A 19812-nucleotide genomic window follows, 5' to 3' on the forward strand; every position below is an offset into this window, starting at 1 on the left:
TCTATTCAACTTTATATTGAATTCGGACTAACGATTTAATCTCAACGGAAGATTAAACAGTCTCTTCCGCCATCTCTTGTTCTGTTGATTTACCAACAAAGAACATACAGATGATTGCAGCAGCAGTTGGAAGCAACCAACCCATACCAATCTCGAACAATGGCAGCATCTTAAGTGCAGACACATCGACACCCGCTACTTTAGCGCCATCAATTAGAGCAAACATCAACGATACCAATACCACTACGCGGTAAGCCGCTTTTGGATTCGGGAAACGGCTACGCAAGAACGTCAGTGCGACTAGAGCGATAGCGACCGGGTAAAGCGCAAACAATACTGGCACAGACAGAGAAATCAGTTGAGAAAGACCAACGTTCGCTACGGTTGCACAAGCTACACCGTTAATGATTACCCAAGTCTTGTAAGACAGAGGCGTTAGCGAGCTGAAGTAATCAGAACATGCTGATACAAGGCCAATCGCCGTTGTTAGACATGCCAATAGTACGATCACAGAAAGCACTAGCTGACCAGAAGGACCAAACAACGATTGAACGTAAAGGCTTAAGATAGCGCCGCCATTGTCCGCACCCGCAGCAACTGTTGCACTTGTTGCGCCTAGGAAGAACAGAGAGATGTAAACAAACGCTAGACCAGCTGCTGCAATGCAACCTGCGCTGATCAGATACTTAGTCGTCGCTGCACGGTCTGTAATACCCTTGCTACGAATCGCGTCAACAATCAGCATACCAAACATCAAAGAAGCAAAAGTATCCATGGTGTTGTAGCCTTCAAGGAAACCTTTAGTCATTGGCTGAGTGATGTACTCACCGTGAGCCGCAAGAATATCGCCTTGAGGATTAACGAATACAGCAATCGCAAGTACAACCAAACCAACGAATAATGCAGGTGTTAGTACCTTACCAATCACGTCGATAAGCTTACCTTGCGACCATGAGAAGAACATCGCTACCACAAAAAATGCAATCGAAAAGAGAGTTAGGTGAGCTTGAGAGGCATCGATGAAGAACGGTTTCACCGCCATCTCATAAGCAACAAGACCGGTACGTGGTGCAGCAAATGCAGGACCGATGATGATAAAGATCAGCACAGCCATGATGGTAGCAGCTTGCTTTGGAAGATCTTTAGTTAGATGACCCCAAGAGCCACCCGCCACTGCAACTGCGACGATTGTGATTAACGGCAGACCAACGGCGGTCAGCAGGAAACCAGACATCGCTGGAAGAAAGTGGTCACCAGCCAATTGGCCAGCAAGAGGTGGGAAGATGATGTTACCCGCACCCAAGAAAAACGCAAAAAGCATAAAGCCCAATGCCATTATATCTGTTAGTTTTAGACTCTGTTTCACAGATAATCCTTAATTATATTTATGAATTTATGTTGTGCTTACATGAATGTTACAGCTAGAAGCTGCCAATCAATCTATAAAATAGTCGCGCATAATGACGAAACACTTAGCTAGCTGCAAGTCACCACAAAAAAACACCATATAAATTTGCATTTGAGAACCAAAAGCAGTGGATTCCACTAGATATGGAAATATTGCCATAATTATAAACTAACCATAATTAACAACAATAAATTCTCAAATAGAACATTGAGCCATACAATTAATTAACATTAGAGCTAATCACTTAAAATATATCGATATCCAGAACATTCATGAAAGACAAAAAAACAGAAACCAAAAGCTTCAATTTCAAAAAATTCTCTATTTACGGAGGACAAAGTGGCATGCCTGTTAGTACCGATGGCGTGTTACTTGGCGCGTGGGCAAATCTTGCTCATAAAGAAACCATACTCGACATTGGCACTGGAACTGGGCTATTAGCCTTAATGGCTGCACAACGTTTTGAAGACAGCTCTATCTCAGCGATCGATATTGATCAGCACGCCATTGACGCAGCAACAGTCAATATTAAGCAGTCACCATGGCAAGATCGCATCTCCCTTCATCATGGCAGTGTGCTAACCACGGATTTCTCGCAACGATTTGATGCAATAATTTGTAACCCGCCCTACTTCAACTCTGGAGAGCAGGCGCAGCAAAGCCAAAGAGCAACCGCGAGACACACCGACAGCTTGGATCATCTGCAACTTGCTGAGCGATGTTTCGAGATAACGACTGATGCCGCCACTGCCAGTTTTATACTGCCGACGCCCGAAGGAGAAGGCTTCATCAAGCTTGCCCAACAATGTGGTTGGTACCTAGCAAAGCGCCTTGATGTGAAAACAACAAACAGAAAACCGGCACTTCGAGTCTTATTTGAATTGTCTAAAGATCCTGCTTGCGAGCAAGATTTGCAGCGTGAATCGCTTACGATCCATCACGATGGCGGTTATAGCGAGGCATTTATTGCTCTTACTAAAGATTTTTATCTCAAGATGTAGCAAATACCATGTGATCCTAATCACTAATGCTTCTATAATGTCCGACTACTCTTTTTTATCGTCTGCTTTTTGAGGCAGAAACATTTATTGCTTGTGGAGAAACAACAGTGATCAGAACCTTTGCAGAACTCGATCTAAACCAAGAGCTGCTTAAAGCAATTGACGAAATGGGCTACGAACGCCCTACACAGATACAAGCTGAAGCAATCCCACAAGCGTTAGATGGAAGAGACGTTTTGGCTTCTGCGCCAACAGGTACTGGTAAAACAGCATCATTTGTATTGCCAGCACTGCAATACCTACTGGATTTCCCACGTAAGAAATCTGGCCCTGCACGTATGCTTATCCTGACGCCAACGCGTGAGCTAGCAATGCAGATCACCGAACAAGCACGTGAGCTTGCTAAATACACCAGCCTGAACATCTTCACGATCACGGGCGGTGTGATGTACCAAGAGCACGCAGATATCTTAAGTACAACTCAAGATATCGTAGTCGCAACACCTGGTCGTTTAATGGAATACATTGAAGGCGAGCGTTTTGACTGCCGTGCGATTGAATGGTTAGTTCTCGATGAAGCTGACCGTATGCTAGACATGGGCTTTGGCCCTGTTGTTGACCGTCTGTCTGCAGAGTGTCGCTGGCGTAAACAAACTTTACTGTTCTCAGCAACGCTAGAAGGTAAAGGTATTGAAGGTTTCACTGAAGATCTTCTGAAAAACCCAGCAGAGATCGATGCTAAATCATCACTGCGTGAACGTAAGAAGATCACTCAATGGTATCACCGCGCCGATTCAGCTAAGCACAAGCTTGATATCCTAAAACATATCATCACAGAGCAAGCTGAACGCAGCATCATCTTCTTAAAGACTCGTGACCGCCTAGGTGACCTACGAGCTCAATTAGAAAGTGCACAGATCCCGTGTGTATGGATCCAAGGTGAAATGCCTCAAGATCGTCGTAACAACGCAATTTCTCGTTTCCGCGATGGTTCTATCAACGTACTGCTGGCAACTGACGTCGCAGCTCGTGGTATCGACCTTCCAGATGTAAGCCACGTTATTAACTACGACATGCCGCGTACAGCAGATGTCTACCTACACCGTATCGGCCGTACGGCTCGTGCAGGTAAGAAAGGTAACGCGGTTTCTATCATTGAAGCGCACGATCAACTAATGATTGAACGTGTGGCTCGTTACACTGAAGATGCGATCAAAGAGCGCTTCATCGAAGGCATGCGCCCTACGCATAAGAAAGCCGCGGTAACGAAGAAGAAGAAACCGAAGAAAGAAGATAAGAAAGCGGTAGCGAAGCAAAAAATTGCTAAGAAAAAGAAAATCGCTAAGAAAAAGAAAGCTGTTAAGAACAAGTAATCTCGACGCCTTTCAATGATTCAATAAAAAGCCCCATGCAGTTATCTGCATGGGGCTTTTCTTTGTCTAGCTTATTATTGTCTGGCCTGTTATCAGGCTAAATAACTCGGTCTCAAACTCAAACCGAGAGTAACTAATTAGCCAAGGACTGTTAGTTTTGCTCTTCACGCTTGAAGACTAACTCTTTCGCGTTCGACTCTTCTTCAACGAAGTAGTAACCCGCAGTATCAAACTTGGTCAGCGCTTCCACTGAATCGATTTTGTTCTCAATGATGTAGCGAGCCATCATGCCACGCGCTTTCTTCGCGTAAAAGCTGATCACCTTGTACTGGCCATTCTTGCAGTCTTTAAAAACTGGCGTGATGATTTGACCATCAAGGCTCTTCGGCTTCACCGCTTTAAAGTATTCGTTCGATGCTAAGTTGATCAACACATTATCGCCTTGAGCATTCAACGCTTCATTCAGCTTGTCTGTGATGATATTGCCCCAGAACTGGTACAAGTTAGTGCCACGCTCATTAGCTAAGCGTGTGCCCATCTCTAGGCGGTAAGGCTGCATCAAATCCAATGGCTTCAACAACCCATATAGGCCAGAAAGCATGCGCAGGTGATTCTGTGCGTAGTCAAAATCATCGTCCGACAGTGTTTCAGCATCTAAGCCTGTGTAGACGTCACCTTTGAACGCCAAAATAGCTTGGCGAGCATTCTCTTGGGTAAAGGTCTCGCTCCATTGCTCAAAGCGCGCCACGTTCAGCCCAGCAATCTTATCGCTTACCTTCATCAGTGCTGATACATCAGCAGGTGTCAGCTTACGACACACTTCAATAAGTTCTGCAGAGTGTTCAACAAACTCTGGCAGGCTGAAGCGCTCAGTCGCTAATGGTGATTCGTAATCTAATGTCTTGGCTGGAGAAACGACAACTAACATAACTTTACCCTAATCGGTTATCTAACTGGATGCAGCTAGAGTATAGAAAAAACATCAACTTGTCTTTATGACTCTTCCTATTACTTTGATAGACAGATCTAGCTATAAGTCAGTTGCAAAGAAGAATCGCTTACAAAACAAAAATCGTTAATGAAGAAAAGATCGCAAACAGATAGAAATCGCAGGCAAAGAAAAAGGCTAAGGTCGAAACCTTAGCCTTTCAAATGATTTTAGGATGAGTGATGAATCACTCCAACAAGATTACTTCTTCTTGTTGTTAACCCAAATACCATCTTCCAATTGAGCTTTAAGCTCTGGGAAATCATCCGCATCGAACGTGGGTACTTTACCCGCGTCTAATTGACGGTTGTAGTCTTTCGCTAGCTTAATCACGATGCCCGATAGCAAGATGATCGCTACCAAGTTAACAATCGCCATTAGGCCCATCGATACGTCAGCCAATGCCCATACCGTTGGTAGTGTCGCGAGAGAACCGAACATAACCATACCCAGAACAACGATACGGAACAGCACTAGGCCCTTCTTGTTGTTGTGCTCAAGGAAGATAAGGTTCGTTTCAGCGTACGAGTAGTTTGCAATGATTGAAGTGAAAGCGAAGAAGAAAATCGCTACCGCTACAAAGATGCCGCCCCATTCGCCAACTTGTGCCGTTAGTGCACGTTGCGTTAGTTCGATACCCGTCACTTCACCGTGTGGTACATACTCACCAGACATCAGGATAATTGCTACTGTTGCAGAACAGATAACAATCGTGTCCATGAACACGCCTAGCATTTGCACATAACCTTGTGATGCTGGGTGTGGTGGGTAAGGCGTAGCAGAAGCTGCTGCGTTTGGCGCAGAACCCATACCCGCTTCGTTCGAGAACAAACCACGTTTGATACCGTTAATCATAGCTTGCGCAATTGCGTAACCTAGGCCACCCGCAGCTGCTTCTTGCAGACCGAATGCACTCTTGAAGATAAGAGCCAGAACTTCAGGCACTTTCTCAATGTTCATAAGCATTACGTAGATAGCGATAGCTAAGTAAGCCAGTGCCATGATTGGAACAATGATTTCTGCAGTGCGAGCAATCTTACGGATACCACCGAAGATAACGAATGCAGAGATAATAACGATGCCAACACCAACGTAACTACGTTCGAAGTCGAATGCCGTATTCATTGCACTTGCAATCGCGTTCGCTTGAACTGCGTTGAAGACTAGACCGAATGCGATGATTAGGAAGATAGAGAATAGAACCCCCATCCAACGCATACCTAGGCCTTTCTCCATGTAGTATGCAGGACCGCCGCGGTAGTTACCGTCGTTATCACGCGTTTTGTATAGCTGTGCCAGTGTGCTTTCTGCAAACGATGTTGCCATACCTAGCATGGCAATTAGCCACATCCAGAAGATAGCACCAGGGCCACCAGCGGTAAGAGCAACTGCAACACCTGCCATGTTACCTGTACCTACACGAGCAGCTAGACTAGTACAAAGAGCTTGGAAAGAAGAGATACCAGCACTGTCTGCTTTACGGCTGTTTCTAAGAACAGAGAACATGTGGCCGAAATGGCGGAATTGAATGAAGCCTAGTCGTACAGTGAAGTAGATACCCACACCAACGAGTAAGTAAACTAAGATAGATCCCCAAAGGAGATCGTTCATCAAATTGATTAAGTCTGTCACGTGAACCTCGTAATTGAGTTTAAGCACCGATCTTGCTTCCGAGCCTTCCTCTAAATCGCCAATGCCAGTGTCAATGTTGTATCGGCATTCGTTTTATATTTATTTGTTGCGATCTAGATTGTAAATGTCGCTTCATGCATCCATTTTACGTATCAGTGTATTTTTTGACGGGCGGATAATGCAGCGAGACGGCCTAAAAATCAATATGCAAACAGATTAATATTTAAATGACATTTCACTAATAACACACGTTTTATTAACACAACTTTCAACAATCAAGCCCAATAAAAGTCACATTATCGGGACATAATATCAACAATGGCCAGTGCCTTGGTTTAACAAGAATGACATTCGATAAAAATAGCGCCAGCCTAGGTTTTACAAGGTTTAGTGAAGATCTGTGATTTTTTCTATAGCGATTAAACCCCTCCCCCTCATCACACAATACGCAGCTGTATGCATTGTCGTTAAAGTACTATTCCTTTCGCACAATGAATTAACATTAAAACACGCGTAATTTAATCGTTTACGTCAGTCTGTTTGCTTGTTTTTTATACAGAAAATAAACAGTAATGTGTGAGCATGCATAGGAAACACAAACAAAACCTTCATGAATTTGAAACAAATGAGAAACAAATCAAGGTTATTGTAGAACCAAATATGGTATCTAATAGTCTGTAAAGACTAGCCCACGGATGGAGATATAGCTTATGGACCACTTTCAATTTGATGAAATATCAGAACTAGAATTACCACGCGTTGCTACCAAGACTCGCTCAAAACCACTTAAACGAAAATGGCGAGAAATTGAGGCGATCAACGATCGTAGACAGCTTGAGAAAGAGCTCAGAGAGATGAATCTCGGTCTCGATTTTAGCTTAGACGATATTAAGCTTTAATCAGAACAACAAATAAATTGAATGATAAAGGCACCTAAACGGTGCCTTTATTTTTTGTGAGAGCCAATCCATTCACTACACACATTCGCCTTCACTTTGGCGAACTCGATCTGCTAACTGCTTATACTGGTCTGCGATGGTTTGCCCGAATACAGGGTCATCTTCAGGCAGTTGCCATTGCGATTCGACCTCTTGCCAATCTTGTACCGTAAACGCATCCACAATCTTGGGGATAATGAACCTTTCTTCCAGTTCCATATGCTTTTTCTGAACAGCGACAAAACCTTCTAGTTGTTCAATAAAAAACTGCTGAGGAACAACCGCATCTTGCAAGATCATGTCGACCAAACCTAAAAAGTCAGCCGTTTTCTCAGAAAGCAGTTGATGCTCTAATTCCAAGTCTTCAATTACTTGGTCACTGCCGTACTGCTTGAGATAGTAACGATAAATAATGTCTTCTTTAGGGTGATGCACCTTATCTGAATGGTTCATCAAGTAATGAACCACCTCAGCGATCAAACTATAGTTAATGTCACGCTCTTGCTTTAGGCACTCTAATTTACTCTTGAGAATCGCGAGCAAACGAGCCATATAACCGTGCTCTCTTCTTATCCTTTCAATCATCATAGTATTGCACTCCATTACACCTACTATTTATAAGTGTATATGAAGATAGCAATTTGTGGTTTGACCCTGCTCAGAAAATCATCAACCTACAGTGCCAGTGGTAATGTCCAATCGATAGGCTGTTGATTAATAGAAGAGAGTAGCTCATTGGTCATCGAGAAGTGCTGACAACCGAAAAAACCACGGCGTGCTGATAATGGTGATGGATGAGGTGCAACCAACACATGATGTTTGTCTGCATCAATGGCTTGGCCTTTCTTCTGGGCATGCGCGCCCCACAGTAAGAAGATGATCGGCTCAGAACGCTGATTCAGCTCAGCAATGATGGTATCGGTAAAGGTTTCCCAACCACACTTAGCATGTGAGTGTGCTTTTGCCTCTTCTACGGTTAGTACCGTATTCAACATTAACACCCCTTGAGATGCCCAAGTGTCGAGGTAGCCATGGCTAGGGATCTCAAAGCCCTCTATATCTTGTGCGAGTTCTTTGTACATATTACGCAGAGACGGTGGGATTTTAACGCCAGGCAGCACAGAGAATGCTAAGCCGTGAGCTTGGTTGGCACCGTGATAAGGGTCTTGCCCAAGGATAACCACGCGTACAGACTCAAAAGGCGTCATATCAAAAGCACTGAACACCTGCTCTTGAGGAGGGTAGACGGTTTTCCCACTATTGCGTTGCTGTTCAACAAACGCGAGCACACTCTGAAAGTACGCTTTCTCACGTTCATCATTAATAATGGATTCCCAAGTCTTTGGTGCGCTCATCGTTTTACTTCCCAATCATCAAGGTTTCTATGGCCTTTCGCCAGACAAAAAAATAGCTGTATCGGCTAACTGTCCTAAATAAGGCTCTAGTTATACCTCATACAGCTATCAATAAACATGATGTGTAGGGTTCACTTGTTGAAGAATCATAATAATCAGTTCAAGTTGTGTTTATCTCGATTAACCACTTTTCTGCTGTGTACGATGGTGCCCGTGGTTATGCACGTGACGGTTTGGTGTTGGTAAACGGCGTGCGACAGCAACAGTTGAAGTTTGGGTGATTGAATACATAAAGGCACCTCCTCTAAGACATCGTGAACTACATATTCACTTTAATACTATGAAAGAAAGGTGCCAATTATTAGAAATAGACGGAAATAAATTTTCCCCTCTATTATTACGCTTCTTCGCTCGCTAGCGTTGCTGAGCGATGAAACATTCTAAGTTGTTGAATTTCCTCTTTCCAGATCGTCGAATCAATGGTTTCCAAGATAAGAGGGATACCATTAAAGCGAGAATCAGAGGCAATATACTCAAAACAATCCCAGCCAATTTCGCCTTTTCCTAAAGAATGATGTCGATCGACTCGACTCGCGAATTCAGCTTTTGAATCATTGATGTGCATTGCTCTTAGATAGTGCATACCCACGATGCGGTCGAACTCAGCAAAAGTATGCTCACACGCTTCTTTTGTTCGTAGGTCATAGCCAGCAGTAAAGGTATGACAGGTGTCTAAACACACGCCGACGCGTGACTTATCTTCTACTTGGTCGATGATCTCTGCTAGATGCTCAAACTTCCAGCCAAGGTTCGTGCCCTGCCCCGAGGTATTCTCAATCACCGCAATCACATCAGGCACCGCTTGGTGAGCCAAGTTAATCGACTCAGCGATCTTAGCCAAACATTCGCTTTCTGAGATTTTCTTTAAATGACTCCCAGGATGAAAATTCAAAAGCGTTAGTCCAAGTTGATTACAACGCTCCATTTCATCAATAAAAGCCGCACGTGATTTCTCTAGCTTCTCTTCTTCTGGTGCTCCTAAGTTAATAAGGTAGGAATCATGAGGAAGAATGTGCTCAGCGCTAAAACCTAACATTTTGCAGTTGGCTTTAAAGGCGCTAATGGTTTTAGCTTCTAGCGGCTTTGCTGCCCACTGTCTTTGGTTTTTGGTGAACAGTGCAAAAGCATTGGCGCTAATCTCACGAGCACGCATTGGCGCCTGATCGACACCGCCCGCAGCAGACACATGAGCACCAATAAACTTAATATTGGTTTGAGGTTTTGAAGATGAATTATTGTTTGTCATTAAATCACTTTACACTTTCAGAATGCTTAATAAATAAAGGGTCGTATCGTTTGTAGTTCAATAAAAACACAACAAATGTAGTAAACTTACAACAAATAAGACTGTTAAATATTTTTTATACTTTAAAATATTTTGTAATTACTTTGTTTTCAAAGGATTTATTGATTTACCTCAATATAATCACCTTTGTAAAAATATGGTTTTTGGTTGTTTTTTGACTTAAATCAATATTAACCTTGCTAATATTAGGTATATATTACCCAGCTCAATAAAAATCGAAAGTTAACACCATAATCAAACCACATTCAGTGGACTAGGAGATAGTTATGATCCAAGGTATTCAAATTACTAAAGCAGCAAACGATGACCTACTAAACTCAATCTGGCTACTAGATAGCGAGAAGAATGAAGCTCGTTGTGTTGTTGCTACTTCAGGTTTCGAAGCTGACCAAGTTATCTCAGCTGCAGACCTAGGCGAGTACGAAAGCCGTGAAGTTGCTATCGAAGCAGCACCACGCATCGAAGGTGGTCAACACCTAAACGTTAACGTTCTTAAGCGTGAAACGCTAGAAGATGCTGTTGCTCACCCAGAGAACTACCCACAGCTAACTATCCGTGTATCGGGTTACGCTGTACGTTTCAACTCTCTAACTACTGAACAGCAACGTGACGTTATCGCACGTACGTTCACTGAGTCTCTATAATCTCAGTAAAGTAGAGCGTTAAAGATTTAAAAAGCTTGGTCAGAAATGGCCAAGCTTTTTTAGTTTTTGTGTTGCCTACTTCTTATCGCTAACTATCTCAACACAAGCTCAACCAAATATATCAACGCGGTATCAGCTAACTCAGAATCAACCAAGTACTGTCACCAATCAAATTTGGTTATGGCGCATTTCGTTGAGAAGGAGCTTTGGTGAAGGCTTTCGCTAAAGCGGTTGGATCGACATTGTCTCTTTGCAACGCCGCTCCTTGCGCCCACCACATCAGTTGATGGAAAGTTCGGTTCATGTACTCATCCCATTGCGCTTGTTCTGACTCTTGAACAACGCAGCCCTCTTCATCAAACACTTCTTGTGCTTTAGGCAGATGAATCATCGCAGAAACCGGTAAACAACCTAACTCTGATAAGAAGGTTCGCATCGAAACGGATGCTCTTGCCCCACCCCACTGACCCGCAGAGTAAGTCACAATCGCACTCGGCTTATATGAAAATAGCGAGCTACCAAAATGGTTGAGAATATTAGCTAGCGCTGGGCTCATCGAATGATTGTATTCCGGGCTAACCATCACGTAGCCGTCAGCCTTTGCGATCTTGTCGGCTAATTCTGCAAGATGTGCTGGCACTTTAGAACGATGATAAGAAAACTCAGGCTTAAACACATCGCCAAAATCGTAATTCAAAGGATCGATGATTTCGACCGTATGCTCAGAATGTTTCTCCACCAGTAACTTTTCACACGCTTTACTGACTCTCATCCCTAATCGAGCAGGTCTTGGTGGTGTGCTCTCACGTACAGATCCAAGAAAAATTAAAAAATTCATACTACCCCTTTCTATTAAACTTTGGTTCAGTTCAGTTCAGTTCAGTTACCGAGCTTGAGTCAACCCCATCAAGCTGAAGAAAATACTTCACTAGAGCTTACTTCTAAAAATTACTCAGGCAATAAAAAAGGTGAATGATTGCTCATTCACCTTTCTCTCAACGACCTAAATTATACAGGTCTGCACTTCTAGGCTCTACCAGATTAAGCTGGTTGAACTCGGCGAAGTACCACTTTCAAAGCTTCAAAATCATTGTCTAGATCTTCAGACAACAACTCCATCACCGCGTGCTTAGCCAGCGGGCCAGGAAGTTCAATGTCAGTACCTAAGATGTCATCAACCACTTCTTTGAATTTAGCCGGGTGTGCCGTACACAAGAACAGGCCAGTCTCATTCTCTTGCAGTTGCTCTTCCAATAGACGGTAAGCAATCGCACCATGAGGTTCACACAGGTAGCCTTGAGCTTTTAGGTCGCGTACTGATTCAGCACTCTGCTCATCAGATACTTTACCTTTACCCAAAGTATCCAGTCCCCAACCTTTCAGTTGGCAAAGCTCTTCGATACGTGGCCAGTTGTTTGGTTGGCTCACATCCATCGCGTTCGATGTTGTCGCAACCGTTGGTTTTGGATCCCATTGACCTGTTTCTAGGTAACGAGGAACCGTGTCATTTTCGTTGGTTGCTGCAATGAAGCGTTTAACTGGTAAGCCTAGCGCTTTCGCTAATAGACCCGCAGTTAGGTTACCAAAGTTACCACTTGGTACAGAGATAACCAGATTTTCACGTTGCTCTTTGGTTAGCTGAGAAGCCGCCTCAAAGTAGTAACAGATCTGAGCCATCAAACGGCTGATGTTGATTGAGTTTGCTGAGTTTAAGCCAATTTCTTTACGCAGTTCAGCATCGTCAAACGCGTCTTTTACTAATGCCTGACACGCATCAAAATCGCCATCAATCGCTACAGTGTGAATGTTCTTACCTAGCGTACAGAATAGCTTTTCTTGCAGTGGGCTGATCTTGCCTTTCGGGTATAGGATAACAACGTTGATGTTTTCCATGCCGTAGAATGCGTGTGCAACCGCAGCGCCAGTATCACCCGATGTTGCCGTTAAGATTGTGATTTGACCGCCATCAGAAACCGCAGCCAAAGATTGAGCCATAAAACGGCCACCGAAATCTTTAAATGCTAACGTTGGACCGTGAAACAGTTCAAGTGCGTAAACACCGTCTTTCACTTGGTTGATCGGTGCTGGGAATTGGAATGCCGCATCCACTAGTTGATCGATCTGTTCTTTTGGTAACTCATCACCAATTAGAGCAGAAAGAATCTTTGAACTACGAGGGACAAAGTCCTCTGCAAGTAGTGCATCGATGTCATCGAACTTAGGCAGCTCTGATGGGAAAAATAGACCTTGATTACGACCTAGACCTTGACGAACGGCTTGGCCAAAAGAGACTTGCTCATCGTTTTCTTTGATGTTGTACAGCTTCATAACTCACTTCCTGTAACGATCGAACCTTGTTTATCTAAGCGACAAACGTGGACGAATCCTTCTTCATTTTGTACGTAATTTTGTTCTAACCAGCGTGCAACACGCTCGGCGACATCTTGTTCTTTGCAAATGCTAAATAGCGTAGGGCCACTACCAGAAATTCCAGTAGCTAATGCTCCTGCTGACATTGCATATTTACGTGCATCAGCAAACCCTGGAAGCAGTTTCTCACGATATGGTTCAGCAATCACGTCTTTGATCATCTTAGCGGCTAGTTCCGGCTGACCAGAGTGGCAAGCATGAATAAAGCCCGCTAAATGACGACCATGGGCAATCACATCTTGACGGCGATACTGAGAAGGCAAGATCTCTCGCGCTTCAGCCGTTGAGACCTTGATGCCTGGGTACGCCATTACCCAATACCAATCGTCAAAACATGGAACCTCTTGACTAATAATGCCAAGCTCTTCCAACATTAATTGCACACCACCAAGGTAACATGGCGCTACGTTATCGTAATGTATGCCACCTGAAATCTTACCTTCCATTTCACCCATAAGAGCAAGCAGTTCAGTTTCATTCAACGGTTGGCCATGAAAACGGTTCAAGGCATCAAGCGCCGCGACAATTGAACATGCACTCGACCCTAAACCAGAGCCGATAGGCATGTTCTTCTCTAGCGTCATCTCTAAAGACTTAACTGAGATACCTTTCTTATCTAACTCGCGAGAGAACACAACCCAGCAGTCGTAGACAATATTTTCTTTGGTTTCAGTTGGCAGCTTAGAAACAAAGCTGCCTGCTGTTTTTAGCGAGAATGGTTCATCACCGGCTTTAACCATTACTCGGTCACCAAGCAATGTGCCATCCACTGGAGACACAGCGGCCCCCAGCACATCAAAACCTACACTGACATTGCCGATTGATGCAGGAGCATAAACGACAACATCCATATCACTTGAACTCATTCTTAAACTCCTAATTTCCAACCAAGAGTACGCATCACATCAGAGAATACGCCTGCTGCTGTAACTTCAGTACCTGCACCGTAGCCACGCAGAACGAGTGGGATTGGCTGGTAGTAACGGCTGTAGAATGCCAGAGCGTTCTCACCATCTTTAATCTTAAACATTGGGTCATCGCCATCAACAGCTGCGATGCGAACCTTACATTTACCCTCAGCGATTTCACCCACATAACGAAGTACTTTGCCTTCTTCTGCTGCGATAGCTGATTGCTCTTTGAAGTATGCATCCGCTTCTGGCAAGCGAGCCATGAACTCGTCAACCGTACCTGAGTCATCAAAACCCGGTGGCAGAGCTTGGTCTACTTCAACATCTTCAAGCTCAAGTGCCATACCCGCTTCACGAGCAAGAATAAGCAGCTTACGCGCGACGTCCATACCAGACAGATCATCACGAGGATCCGGCTCAGTGAAGCCGTTATCTTTAGCAATGTTGGTTGCTTGGCTGAGTGTCATACCCTCATCAAGCTTACCGAAGATGTAAGACAGTGAACCAGAAAGAATGCCGTTGAATTTCTCAAGCTCATCACCTGCAGAGATTAGGTTCTGTAGGTTTTCGATTACCGGTAGACCTGCGCCTACTGTTGTCTCGTACATCAACTTACGACGAGAGTTACGTGCCACTTCACGAAGCTGATGGTAGTAAGCCATGCTTGCCGTGTTGGCTTTTTTGTTTGGTGTTACAACGTGGAAACCAGCCGCTAGGAAATCAGCGTATTGCCCTGCAATACCTTCGCTAGACGTACAGTCAACCAACACAGGGTTGATGATGTGGTTACGTTGAACAAGTGCCGCTAAACGCGCTAGGCTAAACTCTTCTGTCGCACTCGACATACGATCACGCCACTGTTCTAGCGGTAGACCGTCGCTGTCTAGTAACAAACCTTTGCTGTTTGCTAGGCCGCATACGCGAATCACGATGCCTTTTTCAGCCAGTTTGCCTTGCTGACGTTGGATCTGGTCAACAAGCTCGCCACCAACACCGCCGACACCAACAACGAATACGTCTAGGAAGTGCTTAGAGTTAAATAGGTTCTCGTGACACGCTTTGATTGCTTCTGAGATTTTATCTTCAGGGATAACCGCAGAGATAGCGCGCTCTGAAGAGCCTTGAGCAATAGCAACGATGTTAACGTTCACTTCAGCTAAAGAAGAGAAGAACTGAGAAGCAACGCCACGTGAAGTACGCATACCGTCACCCACCAGCGTCACAATCGCAACATCATCCATGAACTCAACAGGCTCTAATAGGCCATCTTTAAGTTCAAGTTCAAACGCATCTGATAACACTTGTTTCGCTTTCACTTTGTCAGCCGATTCAATACAGAAGCTGATACTGTACTCAGAAGAAGATTGAGTAATAAGGACAATAGAAACGCCTGCAGAAGACATCGCGCCGAATACACGACTCGCCATGCCTACCATGCCCTTCATACCTGGGCCTGATACGTTAACCATCGTTAAGTCACTTAGCGTAGTGATACCTTTGATCGCTAGGTTATCTTCGCCAGTGTCTTGGCCAATCAAAGTGCCTGCACCCTGTGGGTTGAAGCTGTTTTTGATCAGACATGGAATATGGAATTGTGCGATCGGTGCGATTGTTTTCGGGTGTAGAACTGAAGCACCGAAGTAAGAAAGCTCCATCGCTTCTTGGTAGCTAAGTGATTTAAGAAGACGGGCATCATCCACTAAGCGTGGGTCACAGTTGTAAACGCCATCGACGTCAGTCCAGATCTCACAACAATCAGCACGCAGACACGCTGCCAATACAGCCGCTGAATAATCTGAACCATTACGACCTAGTGTGACTAGCTCACCTTTTTCGTTACCTGCTGTAAAGCCAGGCATGATGTTAACGTGGCCTTGTGGAAGTGGCGATTGACGGAAGTTCTGTGTAGAAATGTCCACATCAACCATCGCTTCAAGGTGGTCACCTTTAGCGTATAGGTATTGAACTGGGTCAATCAGACTTGCTGGTTGGCCTTTCGCTTCTAATACCGCTTTCATTAACTGAATCGAGATTCGCTCACCTTTACTGATGATGCGAGCATTAACATGGTTCGGGCACATGCCCAGTAAGTTAATACCATTCACGAACTGCTTAAGTTGAGCAAGAGAGGTATCGACCTGCTCTTGAAACGCAGCGCCATCAACTGACGGCAATACCGCTTGAATCTCTGTAAAAAGATCCGTGAACGATGATTCAATCTCTGTAATTTGTACGTCAGCTTCACCATTTTTTAGTGCAGCTTCAATAACAGCGACCAACTTATTGGTTGTTTTTCCTGGAGCCGATAGTACAACGGCTAGCTCTTCTTGCTGGGCATTATTAGCGATGATATCAGCCGCTCGTAAAAAACGATCTGCATCAGCTAATGATGAACCTCCAAACTTTAAAACGCGCATCCCTTTCTCCATAAGTCATAAAAATGGTACAAAAAAAGGCCTGTATCTTGTTGGATACAGGCCTTTTTTTTAAAATCCGTTACTTAGCAGCCTGCCCCAACAATGTGAATGTCGGTAATAATAATGGTGGTGGTCATTACTAGGTGGCTTACGTGCTGCATATCAAATTCTCTGCTTGTGCTTTACTCTACGTGTATCAATTTTTACCACTAGACGTCAATGAAAAGTTGCGTTTTTTTTACATTCACACCGTTTTTCAGAGCAAACCGTCATTTAAGGGATAAAACACCCTGCATCAGCCTGCCATTCAGAGACTGGATTAACTCATCAAACAAACAAAGGTAAGCAGTTGCATATATAGTCATAACAAAATGCTATATCGATTGTGCAGCGAACGTACAAATTCTGTGCTTTAATTGAACGATAACGTTCGAAGAACAATAATAATTACATCAGGAGTGGGAAGTGAAGAGATTACTTATTCTTTTAGTCTTTGCTGTGCCTGCTGTTTGTTCTTCGGATGACTTACCTATATTAAGCGGTTTACCTCTGCTACCAAGCCAGATAGACAGCTCTTCTCATAAGTTCTTTATCTCAACCCAAAACGCTTCTAGCGAAAGCTTCGATACGTGGAAAGTAGACAGCGGCTATTCCTACAGTCTATTTGCTGATGTTGACCTTTATGTGGGAGCACGTATTAACAGTGACTCTCTCAAATACGAAAGTGGTTTCTTGAGTGGAGTGAGCTATCAATTCTCTGAACGCATCTCTTTCAACAGCTCTCTGCATACCTATAAAGACGAGACAGAAGATAACGACAAGTCAGTGGCCGCCGAAGTATCGAGCCGTGTCCAGCTAACAGACAATTTAGATATGCATGCCACCCTTGATTATGAAGAGTGGCAACGCGGTGTTGAAGTGGGACTGGGCTTTCGTTTCTAATCTATCTCACTTATTGATTGATTGATAAGCCCGTTAAGATTCAATCAACAATTCCGTTGAGATTAAGACACCGTTCCAGTCAGCATAAATATAATCGCCCGGTTGAATCAGTTGATTATGTACCGTGAGCGTGACATTAACCTGCCCAACACCGTGCTTCTCAGTTTTAAATGGAGAGGCTCCTAGAGCTTGAATACCAAGATCCATCTGCGCCATCATCGCCACATCTCGAACCGCACCATTCACAATGACACCTTCCCAACCATTTTCTATGGCTAGAATTGCCAATTGGTCGCCAAGTAACGCTTTTTGACACGAGCCATTACCGTCTACAACGAGTACTTTGCCGCAGCCATCGGTCTCTAAAACCTCACGAACCTTGGAATTATCGTGATAACAACGAACTGTTACAATTTTTCCCCAGAACGCACCACGTTGGCCGAAGTTCTGTAATGGCATGTTCAGTAAGGTGACTTTGCTTTCAAACTCGTCACACAAATCAGGTGTTATATCGTGCATATATCCTCCGTGAGAAAGGCGTTGCCGGCTAATGCGGGTGTGCCTCTATGCTTTTATATGTTGTTAGAATTAATCCTTTGTTTTCATTGTTCTATGCGCAATTTAATATTGAACTAGAGTTGATTGCGCATATTTATCTACTAGACTCTAAGGACAGCTTTCAGCTTCCTTGGTTCCTAATCTGGTCTTTAGCAGGCGAGATATGATAACTACCTCGAATAATCATTCTAGTTTTGCTGCTAAATAATCACCATAACATTGGTTAAGTTGTAGCCATACTATTAAAGTTTGTTGCGATACGGCAATTGATGTAAATCAACAAAGTGAATGGAATTAACATTCTCGCGTTGTTAGCATGCTGTTAACATTATAGAATCCATTGCAATCACTAACAGAATGATTGAAAGGCGTACTGGATCTACGTTATTGGGCAATACTTCAAGGAAGGCAGATAGCTGGAAGTAAGTGTTTTTTTGAAAACTTTAAGTTATCATCAAAATTACATTACCTGTATGTTATGTTTTTGCCTAGAATTTATTCTATTAGCACAGTTTCGTCACAAATTTAGGTACCGCCAAATGCAAACCCCGCAGATTCTTATCGTTGAAGATGAGCAAGTAACTCGTAACACTCTAAAGAGTATTTTTGAAGCAGAGGGATATGCTGTTTTTGAGGCTAGCGACGGTGAAGAGATGCACCAAGTGCTATCTGACAACCAAGTTAACCTTGTAATTATGGACATCAACCTTCCAGGTAAGAATGGCCTACTACTTGCGCGTGAACTACGTGAGCAAGCAAATGTAGCGCTTATGTTCTTAACTGGTCGTGATAATGAAGTTGATAAGATCCTTGGCCTAGAAATCGGCGCTGATGACTACATCACTAAGCCTTTCAACCCTCGTGAACTGACTATTCGTGCACGTAACCTTCTTAACCGTTCAATGAGCACAAGCTCTGTTCAAGAAGAAAAACGTAACGTTGAGAAGTACGAGTTCAACGGTTGGGTACTAGACATCAACAGTCGTTCTCTGGTTAGCCCAGATGGCGAAGGCTACAAGTTACCTCGTTCAGAGTTCCGTGCTCTACTTCACTTCTGTGAGAACCCAGGTAAGATCCAAACACGTGCAGACCTTCTTAAGAAGATGACTGGCCGTGAGCTTAAGCCACACGATCGTACTGTAGACGTAACAATTCGTCGTATTCGTAAGCACTTTGAATCTGTTTCTGGTACGCCAGAAATCATCGCAACGATTCACGGTGAAGGCTACCGCTTTTGTGGTGACCTAGAAGACTAATTCGATTACGCTTCTGCCCGTTTAGTCCTGCTAACCAGTTAGCACTTCTAACATCAGAAGCTGAATCAATCGTTATTAAAAAGGGAGAATGCCAACGCATTCTCCCTTTTTTGTTGTTCATTCAACGTGAACCATTAGGCAAGTCAATTAGTAGACCGTATCGACCTTCACGTCTTTCTCTACCAACCACTTCACGGTTTCGCCATCTTTAAGCTCTACTGCAACATCAACAGGCTGTTCGCTGTCGATCTCTAGCTGCCATACAAAAGCGACTTCCCACTGAGTTTCACTGTGCGTTCTTAAATCAAGATCGTCAGCCGTCACCAACAGAGTATCAGCACCCTGCTTGACCGTAACACTCTCAACCGCAAGCGTTGCCGGCAGTTCTGAGGTTGATTCTAAGTAAATAGCACCATGCAGAGTCTTATCTTGAGTCTCTCCAATCGTCGGCATCTTGTTCAGCCAAAGGTTGCTTTTCATTGTGACTGTCGCTGCAGATACTTCTACTTGATTGTCTTGCTGCCATTCAACTTGTGGTGCAGAACAACCCGCTAATGCCACAACGCATGCGGCGAATGCTAATTTTTTCATTA

At 43.9% G+C, this 19812-nt stretch carries 19 protein-coding genes and 1 other annotated feature; of the genes, 7 read left to right on the forward strand and 12 right to left on the reverse strand.

All coding sequences use genetic code 11. The features are described 5' to 3' along the window. Nucleotides 1-52: 52 nt before the first annotated feature. Nucleotides 53-1366: a branched-chain amino acid transport system II carrier protein gene (gene brnQ / locus ED652_RS01085; RefSeq protein ID WP_017110546.1), complete on the reverse strand. Its 1314-nt coding sequence runs from the start codon at nucleotides 1364-1366 to the stop codon at nucleotides 53-55. 314 nt (nucleotides 1367-1680) lie between these two features. Between brnQ and ED652_RS01090 the strand changes: the two genes are divergently transcribed. After that, nucleotides 1681-2409, forward strand: coding sequence for a tRNA1(Val) (adenine(37)-N6)-methyltransferase (locus ED652_RS01090; protein ID WP_122053235.1), 729 nt, complete (start codon nucleotides 1681-1683; stop codon nucleotides 2407-2409). 107 nt (nucleotides 2410-2516) lie between these two features. Beyond that, entirely contained in the window at nucleotides 2517-3782 is a 1266-nt protein-coding gene (gene srmB, locus ED652_RS01095) for an ATP-dependent RNA helicase SrmB (RefSeq protein WP_009848422.1), read from the forward strand. A gap of 151 nt (nucleotides 3783-3933) precedes the next feature. Here srmB and yaaA read toward each other — a convergent pair whose 3' ends face one another. Together yaaA and ED652_RS01105 are read right to left on the reverse strand one after the other, a co-directional pair. Then, nucleotides 3934-4710, reverse strand: coding sequence for a peroxide stress protein YaaA (gene yaaA / locus ED652_RS01100; protein ID WP_122053236.1), 777 nt, complete (start codon nucleotides 4708-4710; stop codon nucleotides 3934-3936). 261 nt (nucleotides 4711-4971) lie between these two features. Then, nucleotides 4972-6402 carry a sodium:alanine symporter family protein gene (locus ED652_RS01105; RefSeq protein WP_009848420.1) on the reverse strand — a complete coding sequence of 477 codons (1431 nt, stop codon included), beginning with the start codon at nucleotides 6400-6402 and terminating at the stop codon, nucleotides 4972-4974. Nucleotides 6403-7112: 710 nt separating this feature from the next. Here ED652_RS01105 and ED652_RS01110 point away from each other — a divergent pair. Next, nucleotides 7113-7301 (forward strand): DUF3545 family protein, encoded by a 189-nt coding sequence (locus tag ED652_RS01110; RefSeq protein ID WP_017110543.1) that lies wholly within the window; start codon nucleotides 7113-7115, stop codon nucleotides 7299-7301. Nucleotides 7302-7376: 75 nt separating this feature from the next. On the opposite strand, the gene ED652_RS01115 is transcribed toward ED652_RS01110, so the two are convergent. The 3 genes from ED652_RS01115 to nfo all read right to left on the reverse strand — a co-directional run bounded on the left by ED652_RS01115 (nucleotide 7377) and on the right by nfo (nucleotide 10001). Next, complete coding sequence (locus tag ED652_RS01115) at nucleotides 7377-7928, reverse strand: hemerythrin domain-containing protein (RefSeq protein ID WP_017110542.1); 552 nt, start codon at nucleotides 7926-7928, stop codon at nucleotides 7377-7379. Between the two features lie 86 nt (nucleotides 7929-8014). After that, a complete protein-coding gene (ung, locus tag ED652_RS01120) occupies nucleotides 8015-8695 on the reverse strand; it encodes a uracil-DNA glycosylase (protein WP_102269559.1) in 681 nt (226 codons plus the stop codon). Between the two features lie 397 nt (nucleotides 8696-9092). Further along, nucleotides 9093-10001, reverse strand: coding sequence for a deoxyribonuclease IV (gene nfo, locus ED652_RS01125; protein WP_122053237.1), 909 nt, complete (start codon nucleotides 9999-10001; stop codon nucleotides 9093-9095). A gap of 326 nt (nucleotides 10002-10327) precedes the next feature. On the opposite strand from nfo, the gene grcA reads away from it, so the two are divergent. Next, on the forward strand, nucleotides 10328-10705 hold the full coding sequence (gene grcA, locus ED652_RS01130; RefSeq protein ID WP_009848415.1) for an autonomous glycyl radical cofactor GrcA: 378 nt from the start codon (nucleotides 10328-10330) through the stop codon (nucleotides 10703-10705). A 178-nt stretch (nucleotides 10706-10883) separates the two neighbouring features. On the opposite strand, the gene ED652_RS01135 is transcribed toward grcA, so the two are convergent. The 4 genes from ED652_RS01135 to thrA form a co-directional block, all read right to left on the reverse strand. After that, nucleotides 10884-11543, reverse strand: coding sequence for an NADPH-dependent FMN reductase (locus tag ED652_RS01135; RefSeq protein WP_102296590.1), 660 nt, complete (start codon nucleotides 11541-11543; stop codon nucleotides 10884-10886). A 203-nt stretch (nucleotides 11544-11746) separates the two neighbouring features. Continuing rightward, complete coding sequence (gene thrC, locus ED652_RS01140; protein ID WP_065105625.1) at nucleotides 11747-13033, reverse strand: threonine synthase; 1287 nt, start codon at nucleotides 13031-13033, stop codon at nucleotides 11747-11749. Continuing rightward, complete coding sequence (thrB, locus tag ED652_RS01145; RefSeq protein WP_065113213.1) at nucleotides 13030-13986, reverse strand: homoserine kinase; 957 nt, start codon at nucleotides 13984-13986, stop codon at nucleotides 13030-13032. The genes thrC and thrB overlap by 4 nt, the downstream gene beginning before the upstream one ends. A 17-nt stretch (nucleotides 13987-14003) precedes the next feature. Beyond that, nucleotides 14004-16463 carry a bifunctional aspartate kinase/homoserine dehydrogenase I gene (gene thrA / locus ED652_RS01150; RefSeq protein WP_122053238.1) on the reverse strand — a complete coding sequence of 820 codons (2460 nt, stop codon included), beginning with the start codon at nucleotides 16461-16463 and terminating at the stop codon, nucleotides 14004-14006. A 29-nt stretch (nucleotides 16464-16492) separates the two neighbouring features. After that, nucleotides 16493-16611, reverse strand: a sequence feature (Thr leader region). 317 nt (nucleotides 16612-16928) lie between these two features. Here thrA and ED652_RS01155 point away from each other — a divergent pair. Then, nucleotides 16929-17405 carry a ribonuclease regulator gene (locus ED652_RS01155; protein WP_122053239.1) on the forward strand — a complete coding sequence of 159 codons (477 nt, stop codon included), beginning with the start codon at nucleotides 16929-16931 and terminating at the stop codon, nucleotides 17403-17405. Between the two features lie 33 nt (nucleotides 17406-17438). On the opposite strand, the gene ED652_RS01160 is transcribed toward ED652_RS01155, so the two are convergent. Then, entirely contained in the window at nucleotides 17439-17924 is a 486-nt protein-coding gene (locus tag ED652_RS01160) for a putative 4-hydroxy-4-methyl-2-oxoglutarate aldolase (protein WP_017084784.1), read from the reverse strand. Nucleotides 17925-17971: 47 nt separating this feature from the next. Between ED652_RS01160 and ED652_RS24130 the strand changes: the two genes are divergently transcribed. Beyond that, nucleotides 17972-18130 carry a ribonuclease activity regulator protein RraA gene (locus tag ED652_RS24130; RefSeq protein WP_122053240.1) on the forward strand — a complete coding sequence of 53 codons (159 nt, stop codon included), beginning with the start codon at nucleotides 17972-17974 and terminating at the stop codon, nucleotides 18128-18130. Between the two features lie 372 nt (nucleotides 18131-18502). After that, complete coding sequence (gene arcA, locus ED652_RS01170; RefSeq protein ID WP_122053241.1) at nucleotides 18503-19219, forward strand: two-component system response regulator ArcA; 717 nt, start codon at nucleotides 18503-18505, stop codon at nucleotides 19217-19219. Between the two features lie 147 nt (nucleotides 19220-19366). Here arcA and ED652_RS01175 read toward each other — a convergent pair whose 3' ends face one another. Then, a complete protein-coding gene (locus ED652_RS01175) occupies nucleotides 19367-19810 on the reverse strand; it encodes a hypothetical protein (protein ID WP_017106799.1) in 444 nt (147 codons plus the stop codon). Nucleotides 19811-19812: the final 2 nt, after the last annotated feature.

The sequence above is a fragment of the Vibrio sp. Evd11 genome, assembly GCF_900382755.1.
In the GTDB taxonomy this organism is placed as follows: domain Bacteria; phylum Pseudomonadota; class Gammaproteobacteria; order Enterobacterales; family Vibrionaceae; genus Vibrio; species Vibrio lentus.

Coding starts and splice junctions, on each gene's coding strand:
- ED652_RS01090 (WP_122053235.1), top strand. CDS start 1,681: ATGAAAGACAAAAAAACAGAAACCAAAAGCTTCAATTTCAAAAAATTC.
- yaaA (WP_122053236.1), bottom strand. CDS start 4,710: ATGTTAGTTGTCGTTTCTCCAGCCAAGACATTAGATTACGAATCACCA.
- ED652_RS01110 (WP_017110543.1), top strand. CDS start 7,113: ATGGACCACTTTCAATTTGATGAAATATCAGAACTAGAATTACCACGC.
- ED652_RS01115 (WP_017110542.1), bottom strand. CDS start 7,928: ATGATGATTGAAAGGATAAGAAGAGAGCACGGTTATATGGCTCGTTTG.
- ung (WP_102269559.1), bottom strand. CDS start 8,695: ATGAGCGCACCAAAGACTTGGGAATCCATTATTAATGATGAACGTGAG.
- nfo (WP_122053237.1), bottom strand. CDS start 10,001: ATGACAAACAATAATTCATCTTCAAAACCTCAAACCAATATTAAGTTT.
- grcA (WP_009848415.1), top strand. CDS start 10,328: ATGATCCAAGGTATTCAAATTACTAAAGCAGCAAACGATGACCTACTA.
- ED652_RS01135 (WP_102296590.1), bottom strand. CDS start 11,543: ATGAATTTTTTAATTTTTCTTGGATCTGTACGTGAGAGCACACCACCA.
- thrC (WP_065105625.1), bottom strand. CDS start 13,033: ATGAAGCTGTACAACATCAAAGAAAACGATGAGCAAGTCTCTTTTGGC.
- thrB (WP_065113213.1), bottom strand. CDS start 13,986: ATGGATGTTGTCGTTTATGCTCCTGCATCAATCGGCAATGTCAGTGTA.
- thrA (WP_122053238.1), bottom strand. CDS start 16,463: ATGCGCGTTTTAAAGTTTGGAGGTTCATCATTAGCTGATGCAGATCGT.
- ED652_RS01160 (WP_017084784.1), bottom strand. CDS start 17,924: ATGCACGATATAACACCTGATTTGTGTGACGAGTTTGAAAGCAAAGTC.
- ED652_RS24130 (WP_122053240.1), top strand. CDS start 17,972: ATGCTTTTATATGTTGTTAGAATTAATCCTTTGTTTTCATTGTTCTAT.
- arcA (WP_122053241.1), top strand. CDS start 18,503: ATGCAAACCCCGCAGATTCTTATCGTTGAAGATGAGCAAGTAACTCGT.
- ED652_RS01175 (WP_017106799.1), bottom strand. CDS start 19,810: ATGAAAAAATTAGCATTCGCCGCATGCGTTGTGGCATTAGCGGGTTGT.